Consider the following 18,173-nt stretch of genomic DNA (forward strand, 5'->3'; position numbering starts at 1 on the left):
CGGACAGCCCCTGCCGGATGTGACATCCCCGCGCGGCGACCCGAGACCGCGTCCGGCGTCGCACGCTCCGTGCTCGGCGCGACTGGCGTTTTCCCACGCCGACGTTCCGCGTCCCGCGCCGGCGTTCCGTGCCCCGTGCGACGGCGGCCCGCGTGGCGCTCCGTGACCGCCCTGGCGTTCGCGCTTCGTGCTCGGCGCGACTCGCGTCCCGCGCCGGCGATCCGCGATCCACGCCGACGCTCCGTGCGACGATCTGCGACCTGCGTGGCGTTCCGCGACGGCGCCTGGCGTTCGCGCTTCGTGCTCGGCGCGACTGGCGTCCTCCGCTGACGTTCCGCGATCCACGCCGGCGTTCCGTGCCCCGTGCGACGATCTGCGGCCCGCGTGGCGTTCCGCGACGGCGCCTGGCTTCGCGCTTCGTGCTCGGCGCGACTGGCGTCCCGCGCTGACGATCCGCGACCCGCGCGACGCCCCGCGACCGCGCCCTTCGATCCGCGCCTGGTGCCCGGCATGACCGGCGTCCTGTGCCCGGCGACCCGCGCCCGACGACCCGCGCCCGGCGCCCCGCTCCCGCCGGGGATCGCACACCCCCGCCCCGGCGCCCTACGCCCGGCTGAGCTGACGCCGCGCGAAGGCCAGCTTCTCCGGGTTGACCACGGCCCGCACGCCCACGACCAGCCCGTCGCGCACCTCGAGCGCCGCCAGGCCGACGAGCGTGTCGCCCGCCCAGCTGGCAAGCCCCGTCGCACCGTTGACCTCGGTGACGGTGAACTCCAGGCCCACCGAGAACTTCGGGCCCCCGCCCGCCAGGAACTGGGCGATCCTCGACCCGCCCTCGATCGGCCACCGGGCCGCGATGACCTTGCCGCCCCCGTCGCTCCACCAGGTCGCGTCGGCCGCGAGCAGCTTCTCCAGCCCGGCCAGGTCGCCCTCGCGGGCAGCCGTGATGAACGACGTGACCAGTTCCTCCTGCTGCTCGGACGCGGGCTCGAACCGGGCCTGCGGTTCGCCCACCCGCTGCACGGCCCGCCGGTACAGCTGGCGGCAGTTGCCCTCGCTCAGATCCAGCACCCCGGCGATCTCCCGGTGCCCGTACCCGAACGCCTCCCGCAGCACGTACACCGCCCGCTCGGTCGGCGTGAGCCGCTCCAGCAGCACCAGCATCGCCATCGACACGGCGTCCCGCTGCTCGGCCGACTCCAGCGGGCCGAGCGCGCCGTCCGCGGTCACCACCGGCTCGGGCAGCCAGGTGCCGACGTACTGCTCGCGGCGGGCGCGGGCGGAGGTCAGCCGGTTCAGGCAGAGATTGGTGACGACCTTCGCGAGCCAGGCCGCCGGATGCTCGATCCCCGTACGGTCCGCGCCGCTGAAGCGCAGATAGGCGTCCTGGACCGCGTCCTCCGCCTCCTCGGCCGAGCCCAGCATCCGGTAGGCGAGCGAGAACAGCCGGGGCCGGTGGGTCTCGAACTCGTCGGCGAGCGTGGTGGTCATACGCCTCACCCTGCCAGAACACCGTCCGTACGGCGTGGGAAGGCCCGACGGCGGGCAAGGGCCGTCGTCACCGCCGCCGGGCCGGTCTGCGCATCATGCGCACGACCCTAGAAAGGACTAGACCACAGCGTCAATAGGTGTGTACCAACCCGAGCCTCATCGGGCAAGGGCGGACGTGCGCACGGGAGTTGCATCGTCCTGTCGCACACGGGAAGGGTGGCGACACGTTCTGTGAGGCACCCCACACCGCCCGCCCGTCTGGACATCGATCAGGCGTGGCACACTGGCCTTGTATCAGTAGCAGCGCACTCCGGGGTCGGTGAAAGTCCGAACCGGCGGTTACAGTCCGCGACCCGGTCGCCTCCAGCGACCGGTTGACCAGGTGAAATTCCTGGACCGACGGTTAAAGTCCGGATGGGAGGCAGTGCGCGGCGAGCGGGCATACGTGCGCGCCGCCCAAGAAGTCCGTCCTCCGGGCGGACTCCGTCCGGCGTCGTTCCCGGTGTCCTCGCTCGTAGATCTGTCGTCATCGACAGCCCCGGAGTCCGTGCCCGAAGAGGCAGGAGGACCCGGGAAGTGTTCACCGGAATCGTCGAAGAGCTGGGCGAGGTCACCGCCGTCGAGACCCTCGACGACGCCTGTCGCTTCCGCCTGCGAGGCCCCGTCGTCACCCAGGGCGCGAAACACGGCGACTCCATCGCTGTCAACGGCGTCTGCCTCACGGTCGTCGACCACGAGGGCGACGAGTTCACCGCCGACGTGATGGCCGAGACCCTCAACCGCTCCAGCCTCGGCGCGCTCAAGGCCGGCTCCCGCGTCAACCTCGAACGCCCCATGGCCGTCGGCGAACGCCTCGGCGGGCACATCGTGCAGGGGCATGTGGACGGCACCGGCGAGATCCTGGAGCGCAAGCCGTCCGAGAACTGGGAGATCGTGAAGATCTCCCTCCCCGCGGACCTCACCCGGTACGTCGTCGAGAAGGGCTCCATCACCGTCGACGGCATCAGCCTCACCGTCGTCGACGCCGGCCCCGACTACTTCACCGTCAGCCTCATCCCCACCACCCTCGACCTGACCACGCTCGGCCACAAGCAGCCCGGCGACCCGGTCAACCTCGAGGTGGACGTCATCGCCAAGTACGTCGAGCGGATGCTGGGCGACCGTGCGCAGGGGGCGGCCAAGTGAACTGGCTCAACTCCGAGGCATTCTCGCTCTTCGGCCAGCACATCAAGTGGTCGGACATGATCGGCAACGTGATCGGTCTGGTCGCCCTCGCCCTGGGCTGGCGCCGCTCCATATGGACCTGGCCCGCCCAGTTCGTCTCCGGCCTGATCCTCTTCGCAGCCTTCGCCACCGCCCACCTCTCCGGCAGCGCCGGCAAACAGGTCGTCGTGATGCTCGTCGCCACCTACGGCTTCTGGCAGTGGAACCGCGGTCGGCAGCAGGCCCAGGACGGCTCCATCGCCGTACGGTTCGCCACCTGGCGCGAGCGCGGGGTGCTGGCCGGCGCCGCCGCCCTCGGCACCCTCGCGGTCGGCGGCCTGTTCACGGCCTTCCCGACCCTGTCCTGGGACCCCTGGCCGGACGCGTACATCTTCGTCGGCACGATCGTCGCCATGTACGCCCAGGCGCGCGGCATGGTCGAGTTCTGGTTCGCCTGGCTGCTGGTCGACCTGGTAGGCGTCCCGCTGAACTTCGCCAACGGCTTCGCCTTCTCCGGCTTCGTCTACGTCATCTACGGCGCGCTCGTCCTGTGGGGCCTGCGCGACTGGTGGCTGCGCTCCCGCGCGGCAGCGCAGCCCGCCCTGGAAGGAGCGCCGGCATGAGCACGGCACCGATCCTGTACGGCACCGACGGCTTCGAGGACTTCGCACTCGACCCGGTCGAGCAGGCCATCGCCGACATCGCGGCCGGCCGCCCGGTCGTGGTCGTCGACGACGAGGACCGGGAGAACGAGGGCGACCTCGTCATCGCCGCCGAGAAGGCGACCCCCGAGATCGTCGCCTTCATGATGAGCGAGTGCCGCGGTCTGATCTGCGCCCCCATGGAGGGCGACGAACTCGACCGGCTGCGCCTGCCGCAGATGGTCGAGGACAACACCGAGTCGATGAAGACCGCGTTCACGGTCTCCGTCGACGCCTCGGCCGCGCACGGCGTGGGCACGGGCATCTCGGCCGCCGACCGCGCCACCACCCTCCAACTGCTCGCCGACGGCACCGCCCAGCCCGACGACTTCGTCCGCCCCGGCCACATCTTCCCGCTGCGCGCCCGGCCCGGCGGTGTCCTGACGCGCAACGGCCACACCGAGGCCGCCGTCGACCTCGCCCGCCTCGCGGGTCTGCGCCCGGCCGGCGCGATCGTCGAGATCGCCGGCGAGGACGGCACGATGCTGCGCCTGCCCGAGCTGATCCCCTTCGCCCGCAAGCACGGCCTGACGATCATCTCCATCGAGGACCTGATCGCCTACCGACGCGGCAGCGAACCCACCGTCCGCCGCGAGGCCAGGACTCAACTGCCCACCGCCCACGGCACCTTCACGGCCTACGGCTACCGCTCCACCGTCGACGGCGTCGAGCACGTCGCCCTGGTGCACGGCGAGATCGGCGACGGCCAGGACGTCCTGGTCCGGGTCCACTCCGAATGCCTCACCGGCGACGTCTTCGGCTCCGCCCGCTGCGACTGCGGCCCCCAGCTGGACGCCTCGCTGGCCCGCATCCAGGCCGAGGGCCGGGGAGTCGTGGTCTACCTGCGCGGACACGAGGGCCGCGGCATCGGCCTGATGTCCAAGCTGCGCGCCTACGAACTCCAGGAGCGCGGCCGTGACACCCTCGACGCCAACCTCGAACTCGGCCTGCCCGCCGACGCCCGCGACTACGCCGCCGGAGCACAGATCCTCGCCGATCTCGGCGTGCGGAGCGTCCGCCTGCTGACCAACAACCCCGACAAGACAGACGCGCTCACCCGCCACGGCATCGTGGTGAAGACGCGCGTGCCGATGCCCGTGAGCGCCGGCGAGCACAACCTCCGCTACCTGCGCACCAAGCGGGACCGGATGGGCCACGACCTGCCCTGGCTGGACACGACCACCGTGCCGGCCTGCGGCAACCAGTAAGAGAGCACAAAGGGAGAGACGTGAGCGGCAAGGGTGCACCGGAGCTGTCCGTACGCAATGTGGGTGACCTCAGGGTCGCCGTCATCGCGGCACAGTGGCACGAGAAGGTGATGGACGGTCTGGTCGACGGCGCCCTGCGCGCCCTGCACGACCTCGGCATCGACGAGCCGACCCTCCTCAGGGTCCCCGGCAGCTGGGAGCTCCCGGTCGTCGCCAAGGTCCTCGCGGGCCGCGGCTACGACGCGATCGTCGCCCTCGGCGTCGTCATCCGCGGCGGCACCCCCCACTTCGAGTACGTGTGCCAGGGCGTGACCCAGGGCCTCACCCAGGTCTCCGTCGACACCGGCGTCCCCGTCGGCTTCGGCGTGCTGACCTGCGACACGGAGGAGCAGGCCCTGGACCGCGCCGGCCTGGAGGGCTCGAACGAGGACAAGGGACACGAGGCGGTGACGGCGGCGGTGGCGACCGCGGCCACCCTCCGCTCAGTATCCGAACCCTGGCGCTGACGAAGGGCACCTGTGGCATAGGCTGAGCGTCACCATGTCCAAGAAGACGTTCGAGGAGCTCTTCACCGAGCTCCAGCACAAGGCCGCCCAGGGCGACCCCGCCACTTCCCGCACCGCAGAACTGGTCGAGAAGGGCGTCCATGCCATCGGCAAGAAGGTCGTCGAAGAGGCCGCCGAGGTCTGGATGGCCGCCGAGTACGAGGGCAAGGAGGCGGCCGCCGAGGAGATCTCGCAGCTGCTGTACCACGTCCAGGTGATGATGGTCGCCCGCGGCATCTCCCTCGACGACGTCTACGCCCACCTGTAAGCCGCACCCGTTCCCGCACGACACCCACGCAAAGGAAGCCGACCTCATGCTGCGCATCGCCGTCCCCAACAAGGGTTCCCTGTCAGGCCCTGCGGCGGAGATGCTGCATGAGGCCGGCTACCAGCAGCGCCGGGAGTCCAAGGAACTGCGGATCGTCGACCCGACGAACGAGGTCGAGTTCTTCTACCTCCGCCCCCGCGACATCGCCATCTACGTCGCCTCCGGCCAGCTGGACATCGGCCTCACCGGCCGGGACCTGCTCATCGACTCCGGCGCCGACGCGGAGGAGATCCTCGCCCTCGGCTTCGCCCGCTCCACGTTCCGCTACGCCGGCAAGCCCGGCACCATCAGCGGCCTGGCGGACCTCGCGGGCAAGACCGTCGCCACCTCCTACGAGGGCATCGTCGCGGCCCACCTCGCCGAGCACGGCATCGACGCCTCCGTCGTCCACCTCGACGGCGCCGTCGAGACCGCCATCCAGCTCGGCGTCGCCCAGGTCATCGCGGACGTCGTCGAGACCGGCACCTCGCTGCGCAACGCGGGCCTGGAGGTCGTCGGCGAGCCGATCATGCAGTCCGAGGCCGTCGTGATCCGCCGCACCGGGGCGGACGGTGACGACCCCAAGGTGCAGCAGTTCCTGCGCCGCCTCCAGGGCGTCCTGGTCGCCCGGACGTACGTGATGATGGACTACGACTGCCGTGTCGAGCAGTTGGAGAAGGCCGTCGCCCTCACTCCCGGTCTGGAGTCGCCGACCGTGTCCCCGCTGCACAACGAGGGCTGGGTCGCCGTCCGCGCCATGGTCCCGGCCAAGGAGGCGCAGCGGATCATGGACGACCTGTACGACATCGGCGCCCGGGCCATCCTGACCACGGCCATCCACGCCTGCCGTCTCTGAGGGGCGCGCACCGATGTCCGACCTGCCCACCCTGCCCGTCACCTTCCGGCCGGGCAGCACCCGCGCGGTGCTGCTCACGGCCGCCGTCGCGATCCTCGTGGTGATCACGGCCGTCGCGATGCTGCTGAAGCAGCTCAGCCCCGCCGAGCGCCTCAGCTTCATCGTCACGGCGCTCCTGCTGGACGCGGTGCTGCTTCTGCTGGCGCGGCCCAAGGTCGTCGCCGACGAATCCGGCGTCACTGTGGTGAACCTCACGAACAAGCGCCGGCTGGAATGGGCCGAGATCCTTCAGGTGACCCTCCGGCCCGGCGACCCGTGGGTGTTCCTCAACCTCAGCGACGGCACCAGCCTGCCCGCGCTGGGCATCCAGCCGGGCATCGCCCGACAGCGTGCGATCGCCGACGCCCGTGCCCTGCGGGCGCTCGCCGAGGCCCGTTCCGTCGCGGACCCCGAGCGGCCTCAGGGCTGACTCGGGGCACCCACAGGGCGGCCGCCACTGCCGCACCGGGCCGTGTCTTGATTAATCTGGTGGCGGAGGCGCGAACGGATGCGCCTTTGCCCCTGTTGCCCCGCCCGGTGCGCCAGGGGCTCCTGCTAACCGAGGAGTGACCCCCTCCGGCGATGGACGGATCGTCCTGCAGTACCTGCGCCGCCCCCTGCCGACATAGCGCGGACCCTGTCCGCGACCGTGCGGAGGCGGCGGCATCATGACCATCCCCCTGCTGCTACTGGCAGCCGCGTTCCTGCTGATTCTCGCCAACGGTTTCTTCGTGGCGGCCGAGTTCGGACTCGTGACGGTCGAGCGGGCGGAAGCCGAGAAGGCCGCCGCCGAGGGCGACCGACGCGCCCACCGCGTCGTCGAGTCGCTCAAGGAGCTGTCCTTCCAGCTCTCCGGCACTCAGCTGGGCATCACCATCACCTCCCTCGTCGTCGGCATGCTCGCCGAACCGGCGCTGGCCGAGCTGCTGCACGGCCCGTTCACCTCGATCGGCGTCCCCGAGGGGGCCGTCTCCGGTGTCACGGTCGTCGTCGGCATGCTGCTGGCCTCCGCCGTGCAGATGGTGATCGGCGAGCTCCTGCCCAAGAACTGGGCGGTCTCCAGGCCGCTCCAGGTCGCGCGCTTCGTCGCGGGCCCGCAGCACGTCTTCGCACGGCTGTTCCGGCCGGTCATCGCCGGCCTCAACGCCGTCGCGAACCGGCTCGTGCGCGCCCTGGGCATCGAGCCCGCCGAGGAGCTGGCCTCCGCCCGCACCCCCGGCGAGCTCGTCTCCCTCGCCCGCCACTCGGCCCGGGCCGGCGCCCTGGAACAGGACACGGCCGATCTCTTCGTGCGGACCCTGTCGCTGGGCGAGCTGACCGCGCAGCACGTGATGACGCCGCGCGTGAAGGTCAGCGCCCTCCAGTCCTCGGCCACCGCCGAGGACGTGGTCAACCTGACCCGCGCCACCGGCCTGTCCCGCTTCCCCGTCTACCGGGAGCGGATCGACGAGGTCGTCGGCATGGTCCACCTCAAGGACGCCCTCGCCGTGCCCGTCCGGGACCGGCTGCGCACCCCCGTCGGCCGCATCGCCCGCCCGGCGCTGCTCGTCCCCGAGACCCTGCCCGTACGGCCGCTGCTCGCCCGCCTGCGCAGCGAGCAGCCCATCGCGGTCGTCGTCGACGAGTACGGCGGCACGGCCGGTGTCGTCACGCTGGAGGACATCGTCGAGGAGATCGTCGGCGAGGTCCGCGACGAGCACGACGGACACGACCTGCCCGAGCTGGCCTCAGCGCCGCCCGAGGACGGCAGGCCCGCCTGGGACGTCGACGGCAGCTGCCGGGTCGACATCCTCCAGCGCATAGGCCTCGAGGTACCCGAGGGCCCGTACGAGACCGTCGCGGGTCTGATCGCCGACCTGCTGGGCCGTATCCCGGCCGTCGGCGACAAGGCGGAACTGCCCGGCTGGCGGCTGTCGGTACGCCAGGTCGGCCACTACCGCGCCGAGCGGGTCCGCCTGGTCAGAACGGCCCCTGTCGCCGTGATGGAGGCCGCCCGATGAGCGTGCTGCAACTGACCTTCGCCGCACTCCTGGTGCTGCTCAACGGCTTCTTCGTCGGCGCCGAGTTCGCGCTCGTCTCCGTACGCCGCAGCCAGATCGAACCCCTCGGCACCGCCCGCTCCCGGCAGGTCCTCTACGGCCTGGAGCGGCTGCCGCAGATGATGGCGGCGGCCCAGTTCGGCATCACGATCTGCTCCCTCACCCTCGGAGCGGTCGCCGAACCGACCGTCGCGCACCTCCTGGAGCCGGTCTTCGAGTGGATCCACCTGCCGCACGGCATGATCCACCCGCTGACCTACGTCATCGCCCTCGCCGCCGTGGTCTTCTTCCACCTCGTCATCGGCGAGATGGTCCCGAAGAACCTGGCGATGGCGGCCCCCGAGAAGGCCGCGCTGTGGCTCAGCCCCGGCCTGGTCTGGTTCGCCCGCTTCTGCAAGCCGATCACCGCCGCGCTCGGCGCCGTCTCCCAGGGCATCCTGCGGCTCTTCCACGTCGAACCCAAGGACGAGGTCGAGGCCGTCTTCACCAGTGAGCAGCTCAACCGGCTCGTGGAGGACGCCGGCCAGGCGGGCCTGCTCGACCCCGAGGAGGCCGAAAGCCTGGAGGACGCCCTGGAGCTGGGCTCCCGCCCGGTGACGGACGTCCTGCTCAAGCGCGAGTCACTGGTGACGGTCAGCCCGTCGGTCACCCCCGGCCGCATCGTCGAGCTCACCGCCCGCACCGGGTACTCCCGGTTCCCGGTCGTCGCGGACAACGGTGCGTTCATGGGCTACCTGCACGTCAAGGACGTGCTCGACGTGGAGCACTCGGACCGGGCCGTGCCGCAGCAGTTGTGGCGGTCCATGACGACGCTGCGGTCCGAGCTGCCGTTGGACGACGCGCTGACGGTGATGCGGCGGGCGGCGACGCATCTGGCCCAGGTGGCCGACGGGTCCGGCAAGGTGCTCGGGCTGGTCGCGCTGGAGGATGTGCTGGAGCTGTTGGTGGGGGAGGTGCGGGATCCCGCGCACCGGGAGGTGCGCGAGGTGAGGCTGACCGAGCCGAGGTCGGGCGAGGAGGTACTGGCGACGTAGTGGCCTAGCTGCGGGCAATCGTGCCTCCCCCAGTGCCTTAAGGGCCTGGGAGGTACCCCCAGGGCGGCACGGGTGGGCGCAGCGGCACCCCGCTCCGCCGGGCTGCGGACCCACCCGGCCCGGCCCCTGCGCCAGTTCCTACAGTCCGGGCGGATCCTGCGGCCCCCGCCCGGACAGCACCTCTCCATACGCCTGCATGAGATCCGGCAACCGCAACGTCGCCAGGTCCTCCCTGCCCAGCACCCCGGGATAAACGGACAACCGCAGATCCCGGTACGCGCAGCTCTTCTCGTACAGCGTCCGCAGGAACCGCCCGTTGCCCAGCTCGTCGATCCACCCCTGGTCCACCACATGCCCGGCGATCGACCGCAGCTCGTCGAGGGCCTCCTCGTCCCACAGGTCGCCGTTCTCCGCGGCGAGCACCTTGCCGATCTCGGTGAGCTCGAGGGGCCGGTAGGAGGGGAAGTCGACGCGGGTGGTGAAGCGGGAGGACAGCCCGGGGTTGGCGGCGAGCAGGCGGTCCATGCCCTCGGGGTAGCCGGCCAGGATCACCACGAGGTGGTCGCGGTTGTCCTCCGCCCGCTTCAGCAGCACCTGGAGCGCCTCGTCGCCGTACGCGTCCCCCTTGCCGTAGCCCGAGTTGGACAGCGAGTACGCCTCGTCGACGAAGAGCACGCCGCCGAGCGCGGAGTCGATCAGTTCGTTCGCCTTCACGGCCGTCTGCCCGAGGTACTCGCCGACCAGGTCCGCCCGCTGCGCCTCCACGAGATGGTCGCCGCCGAGCAGGCCGAGCGCGTAGAAGACGCGGCCGAGGATGCGGGCGACGGTGGTCTTGCCGGTTCCGGAGGGGCCGGAGAAGACGAAGTGGCGTTTCGGCGGCTGGACCGGCAGGCCCTGCCCGGCCCGCAGCCGGGCCATGTTCAGCTGCGCAGACAACGCCTTGACCTGGCGTTTCACCGGCTCCAGACCCACCATGCGCTCGAGTTCGGCGAGCGCCTCCTCGAGTAACGCCGGGTCGGTGGGCCCGGCGGGCAGTGACGACGCCGGGCCGGTCCGCGAGCGCACCGCGGGGTCGGCCACCGGCGGCAGGGGAGCGAAGGCCGGCGGTTCGGGATCGGGCAGTCGCAGATCGCGGCCCTCGGCGCCGAAGAGCGGGTCGAATCCGTCCGGGCCGTCCGCGGCGTCCTGGCCGGCGCCGGTGAGCGTGATCGCGGCGAGGTCCGTGGCCTCGTCGTAGCCGTCGCCCTCGGCGATCGCGGCGAGCCGGGCCGAGGTGTCCATGAAGGCCGGGTCGACACGGTGCACGGCCCGGTACAGCGGGAGCGCGGCGGCGCTGCGGCCGGTGCCCTCGTGCGCCCGGGCCAGCCAGTAGCGCAGCTCCTTGCGCTGGGGCTGCTCGCTGCGGCAGCGCATCAGCGCGGCGGACAGCAGCGGTTCGGCCTGCCCGTACATCTCCAGGCGGACCCGGGCCATGCCGCCGAACAGACCCGCCTCGATGCCGAGCATCGGGTCGTCGAGGAGCGGGTCGGTGTGGCGGACCAGCTGTTCCCAGTCCTTGACCAGATAGGCGCGGCATGCGTGCAGGAAGCGGACCTGGGCGTCGGTGTCCACCGGCGGCAGCCCGGCGAGGGCGCGGTCCAGCTCGGGGACGTGGCGGCCGTCCAGCCAGTGGGAGGCGTGCGCGAGCAGCAGGTCGCGGGGGCTCTCCAGCACGGGCTGCACCCACCAGCCCAGCCAGTACCAGGAGTTGAGGGAGCGGCGGTAGCGGTGCCGCTGCTCGCCGAAGCGGTCCCGGTGGCGGAACATCCTGAGCAGCGCGGTCGTCGTGTCGACGCGCAGCGCGTGCAGCCCGAGCCAGCCGTCGGCCATCCCGGAGTCCATCCGCACGGCGGCGCGGAACTCCTCCTCCGCCTGCGGATAGGCGCCCATGGTGTAGGCGTCCACGCCTCGCAGCCAGGCGAGGTCGGCCGGGGCCTGCGGGCCCTGCGTGCCGAAGTCCATCACGTCCCCCACGAACCGTGCCCCCGTCGGTATGCCAACGAGCCGTCCCCCAGCCGGCTGCCCTGCTCGAACCGCTGTGCCACGGACCGGAGTTGCGAGGTGCGCGAAGCAACCGTCCGTAGGTCGCAACGAGGGCATCGTACCCGCGGGGGCGGCGCCCCCGTAGGGTGCCGCACGAGGCGTTCGGCGAGATGGGAGCGGATGCGGCACACTCCTGCACGGTGACCGAGGGTGAGCACTTGGCGCCGCGCGGCGCCCGGAAAACAGCAAGAAGACAGAACGAAGCCCCCGATCACGGGGGAACAACCGGGGGCTTCGCGTCTGTGGGCGGCTCCGAATGGCCGCACATTGAGAACGTAAGACCTGTACGGCCCCCCGGTCAAGCCGAGTTGAAGCACTCCGACAAGTTGTCCCGCAAGGCCCTTCACAAGTTCAGCACACCGCGGGCGGTCCGTCACCGTGCGTGAGGGGCTGGTCCGGTCCAACAGTCCCAGCAGGTCCCGGGACCACCTCATATCCCTTCTCTCGCTGCAGTACCAGGAGGTCGGCGAACGGCCGCGAGGGATCGTCGGCGAAATGCCGGCGTTCCGCCGGAACCCATCCGTTCCAGAACTCCCGCTGCTCCTCCCCGTCCCGCGACCGTCCCCGCGCCCAGGCCTCCGCACGGGGCAGCTCCATCCACAGCAGCAGGGCCAGGTGGGGCCGCAGTGCCCGGCGCCCGGCGCCGACGCCCTCCACGAGGACCACCGGAGCGGGCGGCAGGGGGCGCGGCGCGCCGAAGCGGCGGGCTCGCCAGTCATAGGGGGCGTAGTGCGCGGTCCGGCCCTCGGACAGGGGCCCCATCACCTGGTCCAGCAGGCGTCCGGTCCATTCGAACAGTTCGTCGTGGGTGGCGATGTCGTCGAGGCGCAGCACCGGCGCGCCGCCCAGCGCCACGGCCAACTGCCCGGCGAACGTGGTCTTTCCGGAGCCGGCGTGCCCGTCGACGCCGACGAGACGGACCGGACCGCAGGAGGGGGGAAGGCGGCGGATCCGGGAGGCGAGGTCGCGGACGGCGGGTCCCGGTGCGGGGCGGAAGGGCGGATTCATCTCGCGCAGCACTCTAACGACGGGGTCCTCGGCGCGTGCCAGTGGTCGACGCCAATATTGGTGGGCGTGGCGCGGGCCGAAGTGCTGGCGGGACCCGGCGGGCTGTGCTCCCATGTGGCGCATACACGTGTGCTGCCCCTCCCTGTGTGGCGTCTGCACGCGTGCACCGGACCTGCACCGCCCCTGCCCGACACCGACTTTCCGGGGGTCCCCGCCATGCGCAGAGCCGAACAGCCCTCCCGCAGAACCGTCCTGGCCGCCGCGGTCGCCGCCGCCGTCACGGCAGGCGCGGGTCCGGCGGACGCCGACACCGAGGAGCTCATGACGACCGACACCGCGGAGCCCGCCCGCGCGGTCCCGGCCCGGACCGTGGACAACCGGGCCTGGACCTCGTACGGCGACTGGCGTGGCGGTACCGCCCGGGGCACCCGCGCCGTCTCGGGTGCCCGCCCGGGCGTGGCGATCGCGACGCCCGCGGGGTCGACGGAGTACAGGGACCCGCACACCGGCACCACGGCCCGCTGGGAGTACGGCACCTGGAGGTCCCCCGTGCACCGCCTCGCCGTCCCCGCGACGGAGGCGATCGTCTCCTGGAACGCGCGCACCCCGGCCGGTACCTGGATCCAGGTCGAGCTCAAGGCCGGCTACACCGACGGCACCAGCAGCCCTTGGTACGTGATGGGCCGCTGGGCCGCCGGTGACCAGGACATCCGCCGCACCTCGGTCGACGACCAGAGCGACGGCAAGAGCACCGTCTGGACCGACACCCTGGCGATCGACGACCCGTCGACGGGCCTGCGCCTGGCCTCGTACCGGCTGCGCCTGACCCTCTACCGCAAGCCCGGCACCAAGGCCACGCCCACCGTGTGGCGGCTCGGGGCGATGGGGTCCGACGTACCCGACCGGTTCACGGTCCCGGCGTCCGTGCCCGGCCTCGCCGGGGAACTGGTCGTCCCGCGCTACTCGCAGGAGATCCACAAGGGGCAGTACCCCGAGTACGACAACGGCGGCGAGGCCTGGTGCAGCCCGACGTCCTCGCAGATGATCATCGAGTACTGGGGAGGCCGGCTCACCCCGGAGCAACTGGCCTGGGTGGATCCGTCGTACCCCGATCCGCAGGTGTGCCACGCGGCCCGCTTCACCTACGACTACCAGTACGCCGGCTGCGGCAACTGGCCGTTCAACGCCGCCTACGCGGCCACGTTCAAGGATCTCCAGGCCGTGGTCACCCGGCTCGGCTCGCTCACCGACCTGGAGACGCTGATCGCGGCGGGCATCCCGGCCATCACCTCCCAGTCCTTCCTGAAGGAGGAGCTGACCGGCGCCGGGTACGGCACCGCCGGGCACCTGATGACCGTCATCGGCTTCACCGCCGGTGGCGACGTGATCGCCAACGATCCCTTCTCGGAGACCAACGAGGCCGTGCGGCGCGTCTACCGGCGGCGGGAGTGGGAGAACATCTGGTTGCGGACCAAGCGGTACAACGCCTCCGGCAAGGTCGTGTCCGGCACCGGCGGCGTCTGCTACCTGTATTTCCCGGCCCGTCCGACCGCGGCCCAGCGCAAGGCGCTGACAGCCGTGGGCGTGCGCGTGTGACCAAGCTCTCCGCCGCACGTGCCGCTCCCGATGGCAAAGTGGACGGCAACCTCGGGTGAAGCCCGTCCGCACCACCGAACCAGCGAGAGGTCATGAGCGCGCACTCAGCCACCGCAGCCGGCGTCCGCACCGGCGGTCCCCAGGACGACGGCCCGAAGATCGTCGAGCAGGTCGCGGGCTGGACCCTCGTCGTGGTCGTCGCGATGCTAGTGACCCAGCTCGGGCTGCTCTGACCCGACACGGGGTGCTGTGACCTGACCCACGACCCTGCTCTCCGGCCTGCCATACTGCGGATGTCCCGCCTCGCCGCCCGTTGGAACCAGGGTCGAAATTGAATATCAGTCAACAACCTCCCGCGCGTCCCAGAGCCCGCGGCACCGAGCGCTCGCTGGCGCGCCGTGCCGAACTCATCGCAATCGGGCGGAGGTTGTTCGCCGACACGTCCTACGACGCCCTGTCGATGGACGACATCGCCCGGCAGGCGCACGTAGCCAAAGGGCTGATCTACTACTACTTCCAGTCCAAGCGCGGCTATTACCTGGCCATCATCCAGGACTCGGTCACCGACCTGGTCACCCTGGCGGCGAGCGGACACGAACTGCCCCCGGTCGACCGCGTCCAGCGCACCATCGACCGCTATCTGCGCTACGCCGAGCACAACCAGGCCGCGTACCGCACCATCGTCAGCGGCGGCGTCGGCTTCGACACCGAGGTGCACGCCATCCGTGACGGCGTGCGCGAGGCCATCGTCGCCACCATCGCCGAGGGGGCGTACGGCCGCGCCGACATCACCCCGCTGGCGCGCATGGGCCTGCTCGCCTGGGTGTGCGGCGTCGAGGGCACCACCCTCGAATGGATCGACCGCCCCGAACTGCCCCGCGAGACCATGTGCGAGCTGCTGGTGAAGGGGCTCGGCGGCGCCCTGCGCGCGATCGAGGACCTGGATCCGGCCTACCCGGCTCCGGAGGCCGCCCGACAGGGCGCATGAGCGGGGGCGGAGGGATCCGTCACGGTCCCTCCGCCCCCGGCTCGCCCAGGCCTACTTGATGGCCTTGATCAGCTCACCGTTCGCCGTGTCGCCGCTCAGCTCCCAGAAGAACGTGCCGCCCAGCCCCTGCTGGTTCTTGTAGTTCATCTTGGTCGCGACGGTCGCCGGGGTGTCGTAACTCCACCAGTCGTTCCCGCACTTCGCGTACGCCGTGCCGGCCACCGTCCCCGTCGCCGGGCACTTGGCCTTGAGCACCTTGTAGTCGTCGATTCCCTGCTCGTACGTGCCCGCCGCCGGGCCGGTCGCGGTGCCACCGGGCGCGGACTGGGTCACGCCGGTCCAGCCACGCCCGTAGAAGCCGATGCCGAGCAGCAGCTTCGAGGCGGGGATGCCGAGGCCCTTGAGCTTCGCGATGGTCGCCGAGCTGTGGTTGTCCGCCTTGGGGATGCCGGAGTACGAGGTCAGCGGGGAGTGCGGGGCCGTCGGGCCGGCGGCGTCCCAGGCGCCGAAGAAGTCGTACGTCATCGGGTTGTACCAGTCGACGTAGGGGGCGGCGCCCGCGTAGTCCGCCGCGTCGATCTTGCCGCCCGGGGTGGCGTCGGCGGTGATCGCCGCGGTGACCAGGTTCCTCGGACCGAACTTGGCGCGCAGCGCCTGCATCAGGTTCCTGAAGGCCGCCTTGCCGCTGGTGTCGCAGGTGGCGCCGCAGGCGTTGGGGTACTCCCAGTCGATGTCGATGCCGTCGAAGACGTCGGCCCAATTGGAGTTCTCGACCAGGTCGTAGCAGGACTGCGCGAAGGCTGCCGGGTTCTTCGCGGCCTCGCCGAAGCCGCCCGACCAGGTCCAGCCGCCGAAGGACCACAGGACCTTGAGGTTCGGGTGCTTCCGCTTCAGCTCGCGCAGCTGGTTGAAGGTGCCGCGCAACGGCTGGTCCCAGGTGTCCGCCTTGCCGTCGACGGACTCGGCGGCGGTGTAGGCCCGGTCGGTGGCGGCGTAGGCGTCGCCCATCGCGCACTTGCCGCCGGTGACGTTGCCGAAGGCGTAGTTGATGTGCGTGAGTCTGGCCGCCGAGCCGGACGTCTCGATGTTCCTGACGTAGTACTTGCGGTCGTAGGTGCCCCATTCGGTGAAGTACCCGATGACCTTGGAGCCGGCGGCCTTGGCGCCGGGGGCGGCCTTCGTACCGGCGGCGGCCTCCTGAGCCGAGGTCGCCGCGGTGGCGGAGGCGCCCGCGCCGGCCAGCAGACCGGCGCCGAGGACGGCGCAGCAGACCGTGGACACGATGGCCCGGAAGCGGGAGCGGTGGGGGGTGTGCATCCGGTGTCTCCTCGTGGGGAGAGGGAGCGCGTGCCGATTGGCATGAACGCGGTAAATCGGTGGAGCGAAACATTAGGAGGACTAGACCAGTGCGGTCAATGGTTCGGACCAATTTCGCTCCCCGGGGGCGCTCGGGTATTTCTTGAAGTAAGCGGTCGTTAACTGGTGACGGGATGCCTCCGATCGGGCATACTCACAGCGCAGAGCCGCTGGTCAGCAGCTTCCGAGACCCGGGACTGCAAGCATCGGCCAGGCACCAGAACGACCCGGCGGCGCCGCCCCCACCCACGGGCCCGTCCGCCAGTGCCCGACAGGGAGGAGAGCGTCGCCATGCCCGACCGCGCCCCGCAGCCGGTGGACCGGCAACTGCCCACGGAGGAGGCCCGGGACCTGATCTCGCTCGTCCGCGACATCGCGCAGCAGGAGATCGTCCCGAAGGCGGCCGAGGAGGAGGACGCCGGCCGCTTCCCGCGCGAGCTGTTCACCCTGCTCTCGCGCTCCGGCCTGCTCGGCCTGCCGTACGACTCGGAGTACGGGGGCGGCGACCAGCCCTACGAGGTCTACCTCCAGGTCCTCGAAGAACTCGCCGCGGCCCGCCTCACCGTCGGCCTCGGCGTCAGCGTGCACTCCCTGGCCTCCTACGCGCTCGCCGCCTACGGCACCAAGGAGCAGCAGGTCGAGCACCTGCCCGCGATGCTCGGCGGCGGCATGCTCGGGGCCTACTGCCTCTCCGAGCCGCACTCCGGCTCGGACGCGGCCGCCCTGCGCACCAGGGCGGTGCGCGACGGCGACGCCTGGGTGATCACCGGCACCAAGGCCTGGATCACGCACGGCGGGATCGCCGACTTCTACACGGTGATGGCGCGCACCGGCGAGGATGGCCCGCGCGGGATCACCGCGTTCCTGGTGCCCGGCGACGCGCCGGGGCTGAGCGCCGCGCCGCCCGAGAAGAAGATGGGCATGAAGGGCTCGCCCACCGCCCAGGTCCACTTCGACGGCGTACGCGTCCTCGACGACCGGCGTATCGGCGAGGAGGGGCAGGGCCTCGCGATCGCCCTGACCGCGCTCGAATCGGGTCGGCTCGGCATCGCGGCATGCGCGATCGGCGTGGCGCAGGCGGCGCTCGACGAGGCGCTGTCGTACGCGACCGAGAGGCGCCAGTTCGGCAAGCCGATCGCCGACTTCCAGGGGCTGCGCTTCATGCTCGCCGACATGGCGACGCAGATCGAGGCGGGCCGGGCGCTCTACCTGGCGGCGGCGCGACTGCGGGACGCGGGCCGGCCGTTCGCCCGGCAGGCGGCCATGGCCAAGCTGCACTGCACCGACACGGCGATGCGGGTCACCACCGACGCCGTGCAGATCCTCGGCGGCTACGGCTACACCGCGGACTTCCCGGCGGAGCGCTACATGCGCGAGGCGAAGGTGCTCCAGATCGTCGAGGGCACCAACCAGATCCAGCGGATGGTCATCGCCCGCCATCTCGTGGGTCCAGAGGGACGCTGAACTGGTCGAGGCCCCGCCAGGGCGCCGAGAGTCGCATCCACTCCGGGTCGTGCCGGCCCGGAAGGGTGCGGCCGCGCTCGGCCCAGGCCCGCATGAGGTCACGGTAGATCGGCGGGTCCTGATAGCGCGGCGCGGTCGGCCGAACCGATTCTGCGGGCGGCGGGACGAACAGGAGGCGTTGACGCCCGGTCGCTGAGGAGATGGGGGTCATACCTGGGCAACGCGGAAGAGGCCGGACAGGTCACCCTGGGGCGGA

General features: G+C 71.4%; 17 protein-coding genes and 1 riboswitch. Of the genes, 13 read left to right on the top strand and 4 right to left on the bottom strand.

Going from position 1 to position 18,173, the window contains the following annotated elements; translation table 11 throughout:
* Positions 1 to 603: 603 nt before the first annotated feature.
* Positions 604 to 1,491, bottom strand: a complete 888-nt coding sequence (locus tag MQE23_RS36405) for an RNA polymerase sigma-70 factor (RefSeq protein WP_020273522.1) — start codon at positions 1,489 to 1,491, stop codon at positions 604 to 606.
* A 301-nt stretch (positions 1,492 to 1,792) separates the two neighbouring features.
* A riboswitch (FMN riboswitch) is annotated at positions 1,793 to 1,923 on the top strand.
* Between the two features lie 144 nt (positions 1,924 to 2,067).
* Between MQE23_RS36405 and MQE23_RS36410 the strand changes: the two genes are divergently transcribed.
* The 9 genes from MQE23_RS36410 (at position 2,068) to MQE23_RS36450 (ending at position 9,423) form a co-directional block, all read left to right on the top strand.
* Positions 2,068 to 2,676 (top strand): riboflavin synthase, encoded by a 609-nt coding sequence (locus MQE23_RS36410; RefSeq protein WP_020273521.1) that lies wholly within the window; start codon positions 2,068 to 2,070, stop codon positions 2,674 to 2,676.
* The gene (locus MQE23_RS36415; protein WP_020273520.1) at positions 2,673 to 3,317 is read left to right on the top strand and encodes a nicotinamide mononucleotide transporter family protein; all 645 of its coding nucleotides are present in this window, start codon (positions 2,673 to 2,675) and stop codon (positions 3,315 to 3,317) included. Before MQE23_RS36410 ends, MQE23_RS36415 begins: the two co-directional genes overlap by 4 nt.
* Entirely contained in the window at positions 3,314 to 4,603 is a 1,290-nt protein-coding gene (locus tag MQE23_RS36420; RefSeq protein ID WP_243381344.1) for a bifunctional 3,4-dihydroxy-2-butanone-4-phosphate synthase/GTP cyclohydrolase II, read from the top strand. The genes MQE23_RS36415 and MQE23_RS36420 overlap by 4 nt, the downstream gene beginning before the upstream one ends.
* A 20-nt stretch (positions 4,604 to 4,623) precedes the next feature.
* The gene (ribH, locus tag MQE23_RS36425; RefSeq protein WP_010046367.1) at positions 4,624 to 5,109 is read left to right on the top strand and encodes a 6,7-dimethyl-8-ribityllumazine synthase; all 486 of its coding nucleotides are present in this window, start codon (positions 4,624 to 4,626) and stop codon (positions 5,107 to 5,109) included.
* 34 nt (positions 5,110 to 5,143) lie between these two features.
* The gene (locus MQE23_RS36430) at positions 5,144 to 5,416 is read left to right on the top strand and encodes a phosphoribosyl-ATP diphosphatase (RefSeq protein ID WP_003988914.1); all 273 of its coding nucleotides are present in this window, start codon (positions 5,144 to 5,146) and stop codon (positions 5,414 to 5,416) included.
* A 46-nt stretch (positions 5,417 to 5,462) separates the two neighbouring features.
* Positions 5,463 to 6,311: an ATP phosphoribosyltransferase gene (gene hisG, locus MQE23_RS36435; protein ID WP_020273518.1), complete on the top strand. Its 849-nt coding sequence runs from the start codon at positions 5,463 to 5,465 to the stop codon at positions 6,309 to 6,311.
* A gap of 13 nt (positions 6,312 to 6,324) precedes the next feature.
* Positions 6,325 to 6,780 carry a PH domain-containing protein gene (locus MQE23_RS36440; RefSeq protein WP_020273517.1) on the top strand — a complete coding sequence of 152 codons (456 nt, stop codon included), beginning with the start codon at positions 6,325 to 6,327 and terminating at the stop codon, positions 6,778 to 6,780.
* Between the two features lie 238 nt (positions 6,781 to 7,018).
* Complete coding sequence (locus tag MQE23_RS36445; RefSeq protein ID WP_020275459.1) at positions 7,019 to 8,350, top strand: hemolysin family protein; 1,332 nt, start codon at positions 7,019 to 7,021, stop codon at positions 8,348 to 8,350.
* Positions 8,347 to 9,423, top strand: coding sequence for a hemolysin family protein (locus MQE23_RS36450; protein ID WP_243381345.1), 1,077 nt, complete (start codon positions 8,347 to 8,349; stop codon positions 9,421 to 9,423). The genes MQE23_RS36445 and MQE23_RS36450 overlap by 4 nt, the downstream gene beginning before the upstream one ends.
* Before the next feature lie 138 nt (positions 9,424 to 9,561).
* Here MQE23_RS36450 and MQE23_RS36455 read toward each other — a convergent pair whose 3' ends face one another.
* Together MQE23_RS36455 and MQE23_RS36460 are read right to left on the bottom strand one after the other, a co-directional pair.
* A complete protein-coding gene (locus MQE23_RS36455) occupies positions 9,562 to 11,424 on the bottom strand; it encodes an AAA family ATPase (protein WP_243382877.1) in 1,863 nt (620 codons plus the stop codon).
* Positions 11,425 to 11,856: 432 nt separating this feature from the next.
* Positions 11,857 to 12,513, bottom strand: a complete 657-nt coding sequence (locus tag MQE23_RS36460) for a hypothetical protein (protein ID WP_037671879.1) — start codon at positions 12,511 to 12,513, stop codon at positions 11,857 to 11,859.
* Between the two features lie 216 nt (positions 12,514 to 12,729).
* On the opposite strand from MQE23_RS36460, the gene MQE23_RS36465 reads away from it, so the two are divergent.
* The 3 genes from MQE23_RS36465 to MQE23_RS36475 all read left to right on the top strand — a co-directional run bounded on the left by MQE23_RS36465 (position 12,730) and on the right by MQE23_RS36475 (position 15,097).
* A complete protein-coding gene (locus tag MQE23_RS36465; protein ID WP_020275463.1) occupies positions 12,730 to 14,109 on the top strand; it encodes a peptidase C39 family protein in 1,380 nt (459 codons plus the stop codon).
* A gap of 92 nt (positions 14,110 to 14,201) precedes the next feature.
* On the top strand, positions 14,202 to 14,342 hold the full coding sequence (locus tag MQE23_RS36470) for an SCO1431 family membrane protein (RefSeq protein WP_020275464.1): 141 nt from the start codon (positions 14,202 to 14,204) through the stop codon (positions 14,340 to 14,342).
* Between the two features lie 98 nt (positions 14,343 to 14,440).
* Complete coding sequence (locus MQE23_RS36475; protein ID WP_243381346.1) at positions 14,441 to 15,097, top strand: TetR/AcrR family transcriptional regulator; 657 nt, start codon at positions 14,441 to 14,443, stop codon at positions 15,095 to 15,097.
* 51 nt (positions 15,098 to 15,148) lie between these two features.
* Here MQE23_RS36475 and MQE23_RS36480 read toward each other — a convergent pair whose 3' ends face one another.
* On the bottom strand, positions 15,149 to 16,414 hold the full coding sequence (locus tag MQE23_RS36480) for a glycoside hydrolase family 18 protein (protein ID WP_020275466.1): 1,266 nt from the start codon (positions 16,412 to 16,414) through the stop codon (positions 15,149 to 15,151).
* Positions 16,415 to 16,744: 330 nt separating this feature from the next.
* Between MQE23_RS36480 and MQE23_RS36485 the strand changes: the two genes are divergently transcribed.
* A complete protein-coding gene (locus MQE23_RS36485; RefSeq protein WP_243381347.1) occupies positions 16,745 to 17,917 on the top strand; it encodes an acyl-CoA dehydrogenase family protein in 1,173 nt (390 codons plus the stop codon).
* The last annotated feature ends 256 nt before the right edge of the window (positions 17,918 to 18,173 follow it).

The organism is Streptomyces sp. HP-A2021 (assembly GCF_022807935.1).
Lineage (GTDB): Bacteria > Actinomycetota > Actinomycetes > Streptomycetales > Streptomycetaceae > Streptomyces > Streptomyces afghaniensis.

Excerpts from the sequence above, each read along its gene's own strand:
- MQE23_RS36405 (WP_020273522.1), bottom strand. The coding sequence starts at position 1,491 with ATGACCACCACGCTCGCCGACGAGTTCGAGACCCACCGGCCCCGGCTG.
- MQE23_RS36420 (WP_243381344.1), top strand. The coding sequence starts at position 3,314 with ATGAGCACGGCACCGATCCTGTACGGCACCGACGGCTTCGAGGACTTC.
- MQE23_RS36430 (WP_003988914.1), top strand. The coding sequence starts at position 5,144 with ATGTCCAAGAAGACGTTCGAGGAGCTCTTCACCGAGCTCCAGCACAAG.
- hisG (WP_020273518.1), top strand. The coding sequence starts at position 5,463 with ATGCTGCGCATCGCCGTCCCCAACAAGGGTTCCCTGTCAGGCCCTGCG.
- MQE23_RS36440 (WP_020273517.1), top strand. The coding sequence starts at position 6,325 with ATGTCCGACCTGCCCACCCTGCCCGTCACCTTCCGGCCGGGCAGCACC.
- MQE23_RS36445 (WP_020275459.1), top strand. The coding sequence starts at position 7,019 with ATGACCATCCCCCTGCTGCTACTGGCAGCCGCGTTCCTGCTGATTCTC.
- MQE23_RS36450 (WP_243381345.1), top strand. The coding sequence starts at position 8,347 with ATGAGCGTGCTGCAACTGACCTTCGCCGCACTCCTGGTGCTGCTCAAC.
- MQE23_RS36455 (WP_243382877.1), bottom strand. The coding sequence starts at position 11,424 with ATGGACTTCGGCACGCAGGGCCCGCAGGCCCCGGCCGACCTCGCCTGG.
- MQE23_RS36460 (WP_037671879.1), bottom strand. The coding sequence starts at position 12,513 with ATGAATCCGCCCTTCCGCCCCGCACCGGGACCCGCCGTCCGCGACCTC.
- MQE23_RS36465 (WP_020275463.1), top strand. The coding sequence starts at position 12,730 with ATGCGCAGAGCCGAACAGCCCTCCCGCAGAACCGTCCTGGCCGCCGCG.
- MQE23_RS36470 (WP_020275464.1), top strand. The coding sequence starts at position 14,202 with ATGAGCGCGCACTCAGCCACCGCAGCCGGCGTCCGCACCGGCGGTCCC.
- MQE23_RS36480 (WP_020275466.1), bottom strand. The coding sequence starts at position 16,414 with ATGCACACCCCCCACCGCTCCCGCTTCCGGGCCATCGTGTCCACGGTC.
- MQE23_RS36485 (WP_243381347.1), top strand. The coding sequence starts at position 16,745 with ATGCCCGACCGCGCCCCGCAGCCGGTGGACCGGCAACTGCCCACGGAG.